The organism is Stenotrophomonas sp. HMWF003 (assembly GCF_003061285.1).
Lineage (GTDB): Bacteria > Pseudomonadota > Gammaproteobacteria > Xanthomonadales > Xanthomonadaceae > Stenotrophomonas > Stenotrophomonas maltophilia_AP.
Genome location: NZ_QAIW01000007.1, coordinates 1 through 7,744 on the forward strand (window position 1 = coordinate 1; position 7,744 = coordinate 7,744).

A 7,744-nucleotide genomic window follows, 5' to 3' on the forward strand; every position below is an offset into this window, starting at 1 on the left:
CCCATGTACGGGCCGAACCAGTCGCGCGCATAGGCGTACGGGCCACCGGCCTTGGGCGCCAGCTTGCCCAGCTTGGCGAACACGAAGGCCAGCAGCAGCGCGCCGGCCGTGGTGATCAGCCACCCCCAGATCGACGCCGTGCCGATCTTGGCCAGGCTGGAGGGCAGCAGGAACACCCCCGAACCCATCATGTTGCCGGCCACCAGGAAGGTGGCACCGACCACCCCGATTTTCTTTGCTTCTGCCATGACGGTTTCTCCTTTGCCAGGCATGGGCCCGGTCGCGCCGGGCGGTAGGGTCTACTTGATGAAGTTGTATTGCAGGCTGCCCTGCAGCCGCACCGTGTCGCTGCGTTGCCCGCGTTGCTGTTCCAGTTGGCCGTACAGCAGTTCCATGCCCATGGTCCAGGACGGCGCCGGGCTCCACAGCAGGTTGAATACGCCGTAGCGGCTGCGGCGGAAGGCATCGTCGGCGAGCGCCGCGTTGCGCTCGCCACTGAGCTGGCCGTAGATCAGGTTGGAGCGCCACATCGGCGTCCAGTAATGGGTGTAGCCGACGAAACCGCCGTGCAGCCGCAGCAGCGCCAGGCGCCCATCGTCGGCCACCACCGCATCCATGCCCGAGCCGGTCAGGTCGGCGGTATAGCGGGCAATGCCCTTGCCACCCAGCGCGCCAAACAGCAGCAGGTCCTGCTCGCCCACCGCGGCCGAGCCACTGAGCTGCAGGCCACCGCCGATGCGGCGATCATCACCGGCGTCGCCGTCGTAGGCCAGGCTGCGCGCCACCAGGCCGACCTGCAGGTGCCCCCAGTCGCGCTCCATGCGCGCGGTGAGGGTGACATCCGGGGCCTGGTCCACCGCGCGGACGCCGTCGGCCGGCGCGCTCAGCTGCGTGTCCGGATCTTCGGCGGCCAGGGTCAGGGTGTTGCCCTTGCCGAGCGGGAAGCTGTGGTGAATACCGGCCACCAGCAGGTAGCCAGCCGCGCCGGGGCCGGCGAAATCCAGCGTGTCGGGCAGGCTGTCGGCGTCCATGAAACTGGAATAGCCGTAACCGGCGTAGGTATTGCCCAGCTGCCCGTAGGCGTGGCGCAGGCGGAACTGATAGCTGTCGCTGCTGCCGAAGAAATCGTTCTCCAGGTAGAAGCGCAGGTTGCCGTGGGTAGTGGGGCGACGCGCCTCGAAGCTGAAACGGGTCTGCTTGGCATGCATGTTGAAGTTGGACACATCGCGATGCGCGCTGCCCACCGGGATCGACGACGGAATGAACTGGTCCTCGTCACCGGCCGCGCGTGCGTCGGCGATGGCATCCAGCTTGGCGTAGCCGCCGATGCGGATCAGCGTATCGGTGCCCGGAATGGCGAAGAACCCTTTCAGCTCCGGATCGGTCGGGCCGGCGGCACTGTCCGGGCGCGACGCCGCCGAGGACGGGTCGGACACCGAATCACGTGGCGGCAGGATGGCCTGCCCGCCGCCCGGCACCTGCACTGCCGCGGGCGATGGCAACGCGGCCGGGGTGGCCTGCGCTATCGCGGCAGGCGCGGGCGTCGGCGCGCCCGGTGCGGACTCCAGCGCATCCAGGCGCTTTTCCATCGTTTCCAGTGTCTGCCGCAGGGTGCGGATCTCCTGCCGCAACGCATCGGCCGAATCCTGTGCACAGGCAGGCGCAGCGACCACCACCGCAGCACACGCAAACGTCAGTACAGCCAGGCGCATCACGTTCTCCATGAACCGCGAACAGCCTTGCCGTGCAACGCCGCTGCACTTGCATGCGCGGCCTCGCCCGACAACCCGGTACTGCAATGCAGGCGCAGCACACCCGCGGCATGCGCCGGCGAACCGATCGCATGCACACCGTGGTGAACACACCCGCGTGGGATTCCCTCCTCATCCCGGGAGGCATGACGGAAACAACCCGCTTGCCAGCGCCCTGAGTAACAATGGCCAGGTGAGCACGTCGTGAAGTCTGCCGGTCGTTGTGATGACAACGACGCAGGCATACGCATGCCGCGGCGAGGAGTGAAGACAGAGGAATACATGCGCACAGGCTAATCCGCCTGTCGTTTTCGGCCTTGATTCAGATCAAGTGCACCGCATCGCCCCTGTGCAGTCCCCTGCAACACACGCCGGACGTGCGTACATCCTCCCTACATGGGCACGCCTGCCGGCGCGCGCGCCGGCGTTGCACCGGCGCGCGTTTCAGTCGATCGGGCAGCGGCTCAGCGCTTGCCCATCACCAGGTCCATGTCCTGGCCCTGCGGCATGCCGGAGCGGCGCTGCAGCATGCCCTTGTCGTCCTTGAACAGGATGCCCGGGGTGCCCTGGAAGCCCATCTCGATCATCAGCTCCTGGTTGGCATCAAGCTTGTTCGCCACGTCCGGGCTCAGCTTCGCCACCGGCTTGATGCCGCCCTTGTCGAAGTTGTGCTCGTTTTCCAGCAGAGCCGCGCTCGGGTTCGGGGCGGTCAGGATGGCAGCGGCCTTGGCCGGGCTGTCTTCACGGATCACGCCCACCATGATGTGCCGCAGCTGCACCTTGCCGCTGTCCACCCACGGCCGCGCGGCTTCCCAGAAGCGATGGCAGTACGGGCAGTTGGCGTCGCTGAAGGTGTACACCACCCGCGGCGCATCGGCACGGCCGTCGCGCACCCAGGCGCTGGCATCGAGCTTGTTCCACATTTTTTCCGACATCGGCTTGGCGGCCAGCTTCTCCAGCGGCGCCGCGCTGACATCCTCGCCCGTGGCGTCGAACAGGCTGCCGACCAGAACATGCTTGCCATCGGGCGTCACGTAGGCCGCGGCGGGCTGCTGGCCGCCCACCACGCCGGCGAAGCCGCGCAGGCCACCCGGCGCATCGAATTCGCCCACCACCTCGAAGCCGTGCTTCTGAATGCCCTTGAGCACGTCCGGGTACTCACCCGCCTTGGCGGCGGCAGCCGGTTTGGCCGCGTCGGGGGCCTTGGGCGACTGGGCCTGGCTGCACCCGGCCAGGCCCATCAACAGCGCAGCGGCAAGCAGCGAGCCCGGTGCGGGCAGCGATTTCAACAGCATGGCAACTCCTGGTAGCAACAGAATGAAAGGCGCCGCGCGTTCAGCGCAGCGCATCGAGCCGGGCCTGCAGGCCGGCTGCACTGAGTTCCCCCATGTGCAGCCCCTGCAACCGGCCACGTGAATCGAAGAACAGGGTAGTCGGATATGCGTGCACCTGCAGCCGTTCGGCGGTGACGCTGTCCGGGTCGAGCAGCACATGCTGCAGCACCAGCCCCTGGCTGGACAGGAACTGCTGCACGTCGTCCACGCTTTCGCCCTGGTTGACGAACACGAAATGGACGTCGGGTTCGCGCTGCTGTGCCGCAGAGAAGATCGGCATCTCGCGCCGACAGGGGGCGCACCAGGTGGCCCACAGGTTGACGACCACCGGCTTGCCTGCGGTCTCGGCCAGCGCAACCGGCTGCCCCTGCAGCGACTGCAGGGTCAACGCCGGCAGGGAGATCCGCGCCTGCTGCAGATGGGCCATGCCGAGCGTCAATCCCAACCAGCACACTACGCCGGCCACTGCACCGGCCCACACCGGCCTGCGCAGCGCCGGCCAGCGGCGCAGCCGCCATGCCGCCCACCCGAAGGCGACGAGCACTGCCACGAGCGGCAGGAAGCCGCCATCCCCCAGCCTCAGCACGCCCCATGGGTCGGCTGCGTAGGCGCGCCAATGCAGCACCACGAACCCCACGCGCCCGCCCAGCAGACCCAGGAACACCATGTCCAGCAGCATCGCCGCGGCTTTGGGCTGTCCTTCCTGCGGTGGCGGCCGCAACCACCGCGCCACACCGATGGCCAGCAGCCATCCCAGCAACACCCACACTACGCCCAGTGGTACCGGGCCAACACTGCTCATCATCCATCCGTCTCCACCGCACCTGCGTACAACGCATGCGCGGTCATGTTGCTGCAACCCCGGCGGCATGGTCACAGCCCATCGCCCATCCGGCAAGCCGCAACCGCACATGCGCAAACGGCGGGCTGCGTGCGTGCGCCGTTGCCTGGCGCGATGCGTGGCTAGGCGGCCGAGCGCATTGGCTCGGCTACCGCAACGTCGGCCGCGGGGAGGCGTGCGCGTTCGCGTCGCTGCGTCGCCAGCTGCCGCCGGTAGCGCGACGGCGTGAGCCCGACAATGCGCAGGAACAGGCGGCGGAACGCGCTCTGATCGGAGTAGCCGACCGCCCAGGACACTTCATCGATTTCGCCACCGGCCTGCAGCAACAGCTGCGCCTTGGCGATGCGCAGCCGCTGGCAGTACTCGATCGGACGCAGGCCGGTGGCTTTCAGGAAGCGGCGCTGCAACGTGCGCGGCTCCAACCCGGCCGAGGTGCAGATGTCCTGCAGGGACACCCCGCGCGCGGCAATGGTATGCAGCCAGCGTTGTGCCTTGAGAATGCCGCGATCGCCGTGCGCGAAGTTGGGGCTGAAGCGCTCCAGGTCGTCCTGCACCGCGCGCGGAATCGTCAGCTGCAGCTGTTGGATCGCAGCGGTCATCACGGTCTGCCCATAGACGCGGGCCAGCAGGCGCAGACTCAGGTACTTCCAGGCGTCGGGCCCGGACGCCGTGAGCAGGTCGCCGTCGTCCACCAGCGCACGCTCCCCCAGGTTCCAGCTGGGCACCATGGTGGCCAGCGACGGACAGCGCATCAGGTCGGGCAGGCTTACCGTGCGCCCGGCCAGCACGCCGCTGCCAGCCAGCATCAATCCGCCTTCGTCGCAGGCAGCCAGCACGCTGCCGCCCTCGTGGGTGTCACGCAGCCAGGCCAGCAGGCGCTCGTCGGGCGCCGGCAATGGCCAGCTGGGCTCGTTGCCGGGCACCACGATGATGGCCGGCAACGCGTCACCGAACAGTTCCGCACCGGCAACCCGCTGCACGCCGCGCGACGACAGGGTCCAGCGTGTCACCAGCATCCGCGCGCCCTGCCGCTTGCCGGCCGCCGCGGTACGGTTGCAACGCTGTGCCAGTTCCGACAGCACCGGTGCGGCGGCCCGCAGACTGCCGGGGTACTCCAGCACGGCAACTTCCATCAGCGCCGACGATGCCGGCCGTGGCAAAGGGGACAAGGGGGTGAACGGTGCATCCATGGAAAGCTCCTCAAGCGACGTCTGGGGCAGCAAAACCCAGGCGTGGCAAGGGCTTGCAGCGAACCTGTCCGAGCCTACGGAGGCAAAAGCGCGGTAGCTATGAAACTAGTTGTATCTTTCGACCCGTTAACGACAACGGTCGGCCCGCCTTCAGCAACCCTTGACTCTTGACCGGACTCAAGGGTTTACCCTCCCTGCAGTCTTCATCGAGGTGGGCATGAACATCGGACAGCTCGCACGCCAGGCTGGCGTGCCGATCGACACTGTGCGCTATTACGAACGCCAGCAGTTGCTGCCGACCGCACGCCGCAGCGCCGGGGGCTATCGGGTATTCGGCGACACCGACCTCACCCGGCTGCAGTTCATCCGCCGCGCCAAGGCGCTCGGCTTCACCCTGGAAGAGATCGGCGAGCTGCTCAGCCTCAGCGACCAGCGCGGCCAGGACATGGCGCGCGTACGCGACACCGCCGTACACAAACTCACCGACATCGAACGTCGCATCGCCGAGCTGCAGCGCATGCATGGCGCCTTGAAGGAACTGGTGGATGCCTGCCCCGGCCACGGCGAGCTGGTGCACTGCCCGATCCTGGCTGCAATGACCGGGTCGCGGCAGTAAGCCCGCCAACAGATGCCCGCGCGATGCGGGAAACGTATCGATGCCGTTGCAGTGTCGGATCTGTGCAGCGTGGTGAACACATTGCGTGTGCAGCCTGCGCGCGGATGCGCACCTGCCCGCGTCGACACGCCTTGTGCAGTGCGACGCGCCCGCGTCATCCACACGCGACGAGTGAATGATGCATTTCGTGCATTTTTCGCTTGCCAAGCGAAAACGTCGTCGCTATGATTTCGCTCCTCACGACGTGGGGCCATAGCTCAGCTGGGAGAGCGCCTGCATGGCATGCAGGAGGTCGGCGGTTCGATCCCGCCTGGCTCCACCACTTCAATCATTAGGCCGATTGGAAGTGCAGTGACAAAATTTGAAGTTTCGTGCGTCCCCATCGTCTAGAGGCCTAGGACATCACCCTTTCACGGTGGCGACCGGGGTTCGAATCCCCGTGGGGACGCCAATCAAGAAGCAGAACGCCCTGACCTCGGTCGGGGCGTTTTGTTTTTGCGGCGTGGCAATCGATCTTCGTTCGCGGCAAAAGATTTTCATCGCGATGTCACACAAAACACTTGGCGAATCCTTCACATCCGCGTAGAATTCCGCCTCCAGCATCGTGGGGCCATAGCTCAGCTGGGAGAGCGCCTGCATGGCATGCAGGAGGTCGGCGGTTCGATCCCGCCTGGCTCCACCACTCCGGACCTTAGGCCGTTTGGAGGTGCTGAAAACATTGATGAGTTTATGCGTCCCCATCGTCTAGAGGCCTAGGACATCACCCTTTCACGGTGGCGACCGGGGTTCGAATCCCCGTGGGGACGCCACTCATCAACGACATCAGGCCCGGTCCGCCGGGTTTTTTTGTCACCGCCTCCCGCCGCTTTCGTCGTGGTCTTCCACAAACGTGAACAGGCAGGTATACTAGGCGGCTTGCGGTACAACGTGGGGCCATAGCTCAGCTGGGAGAGCGCCTGCATGGCATGCAGGAGGTCGGCGGTTCGATCCCGCCTGGCTCCACCACTTCTCCGGACACAGGCCGTCCGATAGAAGAAAAATTCGGTTTAACGCGTCCCCATCGTCTAGAGGCCTAGGACATCACCCTTTCACGGTGGCGACCGGGGTTCGAATCCCCGTGGGGACGCCAGCTACAAACAACAGCCCCCGGCATTGCCGGGGGTTTTTGTTTGTGTGCCCACCCGGAAGGCGCCGACCGTTGGTCGGCATGGCGGATGCAGGACACCCAGGCACACCGACCTGCGACAGGTCTCCGCCGCCCGGGCCTGGATGCGACAGAACGAAATAAAAAGCTTCCCATCCAGCAAAAGCATCGCTATGATAGGCGGCTCGCAGCATCAACGTGGGGCCATAGCTCAGCTGGGAGAGCGCCTGCATGGCATGCAGGAGGTCGGCGGTTCGATCCCGCCTGGCTCCACCACTTCTCCGGACACAGGCCGTCCGATAGAAGAAAAATTCGGTTTAACGCGTCCCCATCGTCTAGAGGCCTAGGACATCACCCTTTCACGGTGGCGACCGGGGTTCGAATCCCCGTGGGGACGCCAGCTACAAACAACAGCCCCCGGCATTGCCGGGGGTTTTTGTTTGTACGCCCCGCCATTCGTACCGACCAACGGTCGGTACCTACCGCACCACCTTGGCCATGCCCACCGACCGTGGCGCGGTCAGCGCAAAGCCGAACTGCGCATACAGGCGGTGCGCGTCGCCATCGGCGATCAGGCTCACGTACGCCCCCACCGCATTGGCCTGCAGCCACGCATCCAGTTCGCCCATCACCGCTTTGCCCAGGCCCTGGCCCTGCCGTTCGGGCACCACCGCAATGTCCACCACCTGCAGGAAGCAGCCGCGGTCGCCCACCAGCCGGCCCATCGCCAGCAACTGTTCGCCCTCACGGATACTGACCCCGAACACCGTATGGGGCAGGCCCAGCGTGGCCGCCTCCAGTGTTTTGGGGCTCAGCCCGGCGCGCACCCGCAGTTCGCGGTATTCGGCCACGCTGGGCGGATGGGGAA

General features: G+C 66.3%; 7 protein-coding genes and 8 tRNA genes. 9 read left to right on the top strand and 6 right to left on the bottom strand.

Going from position 1 to position 7,744, the window contains the following annotated elements; genetic code table 11:
- The 5 genes from DBR34_RS00335 to DBR34_RS00355 form a co-directional block, all read right to left on the bottom strand.
- On the bottom strand, positions 1 to 248 hold a 248-nt coding region (locus tag DBR34_RS00335; protein ID WP_128095237.1), incomplete at its 3' end, for an amino acid permease.
- 51 nt (positions 249 to 299) lie between these two features.
- Positions 300 to 1,865, bottom strand: a complete 1,566-nt coding sequence (locus tag DBR34_RS00340) for a porin (RefSeq protein WP_258223592.1) — start codon at positions 1,863 to 1,865, stop codon at positions 300 to 302.
- Between the two features lie 350 nt (positions 1,866 to 2,215).
- Entirely contained in the window at positions 2,216 to 3,046 is an 831-nt protein-coding gene (gene dsbG / locus DBR34_RS00345; RefSeq protein ID WP_128095239.1) for a thiol:disulfide interchange protein DsbG, read from the bottom strand.
- A gap of 40 nt (positions 3,047 to 3,086) precedes the next feature.
- Complete coding sequence (locus DBR34_RS00350) at positions 3,087 to 3,887, bottom strand: TlpA disulfide reductase family protein (RefSeq protein WP_258223593.1); 801 nt, start codon at positions 3,885 to 3,887, stop codon at positions 3,087 to 3,089.
- Between the two features lie 161 nt (positions 3,888 to 4,048).
- Positions 4,049 to 5,116, bottom strand: a complete 1,068-nt coding sequence (locus tag DBR34_RS00355; protein ID WP_258223594.1) for a helix-turn-helix domain-containing protein — start codon at positions 5,114 to 5,116, stop codon at positions 4,049 to 4,051.
- Positions 5,117 to 5,333: 217 nt separating this feature from the next.
- Here DBR34_RS00355 and DBR34_RS00360 point away from each other — a divergent pair, with 217 nt between their 5' ends.
- The 9 genes from DBR34_RS00360 to DBR34_RS00400 all read left to right on the top strand — a co-directional run bounded on the left by DBR34_RS00360 (position 5,334) and on the right by DBR34_RS00400 (position 7,276).
- Positions 5,334 to 5,732 (top strand): heavy metal-responsive transcriptional regulator, encoded by a 399-nt coding sequence (locus tag DBR34_RS00360; RefSeq protein ID WP_128095241.1) that lies wholly within the window; start codon positions 5,334 to 5,336, stop codon positions 5,730 to 5,732.
- Between the two features lie 246 nt (positions 5,733 to 5,978).
- Positions 5,979 to 6,054 (top strand) — tRNA-Ala (locus tag DBR34_RS00365).
- A 53-nt stretch (positions 6,055 to 6,107) separates the two neighbouring features.
- Positions 6,108 to 6,183: transfer RNA gene (locus tag DBR34_RS00370), tRNA-Glu, on the top strand.
- A gap of 155 nt (positions 6,184 to 6,338) precedes the next feature.
- Positions 6,339 to 6,414 (top strand) — tRNA-Ala (locus tag DBR34_RS00375).
- 51 nt (positions 6,415 to 6,465) lie between these two features.
- Positions 6,466 to 6,541: transfer RNA gene (locus DBR34_RS00380), tRNA-Glu, on the top strand.
- 120 nt (positions 6,542 to 6,661) lie between these two features.
- Positions 6,662 to 6,737, top strand: a tRNA-Ala gene (locus DBR34_RS00385).
- Between the two features lie 48 nt (positions 6,738 to 6,785).
- Positions 6,786 to 6,861: transfer RNA gene (locus DBR34_RS00390), tRNA-Glu, on the top strand.
- A gap of 215 nt (positions 6,862 to 7,076) precedes the next feature.
- Positions 7,077 to 7,152 (top strand) — tRNA-Ala (locus DBR34_RS00395).
- A 48-nt stretch (positions 7,153 to 7,200) separates the two neighbouring features.
- A tRNA-Glu gene (locus DBR34_RS00400) sits at positions 7,201 to 7,276 on the top strand.
- A 79-nt stretch (positions 7,277 to 7,355) separates the two neighbouring features.
- Here DBR34_RS00400 and DBR34_RS00405 read toward each other — a convergent pair.
- Positions 7,356 to 7,727 carry a GNAT family N-acetyltransferase gene (locus DBR34_RS00405; protein WP_128095243.1) on the bottom strand — a complete coding sequence of 124 codons (372 nt, stop codon included), beginning with the start codon at positions 7,725 to 7,727 and terminating at the stop codon, positions 7,356 to 7,358.
- Between the last annotated feature and the right edge of the window lie 17 nt (positions 7,728 to 7,744).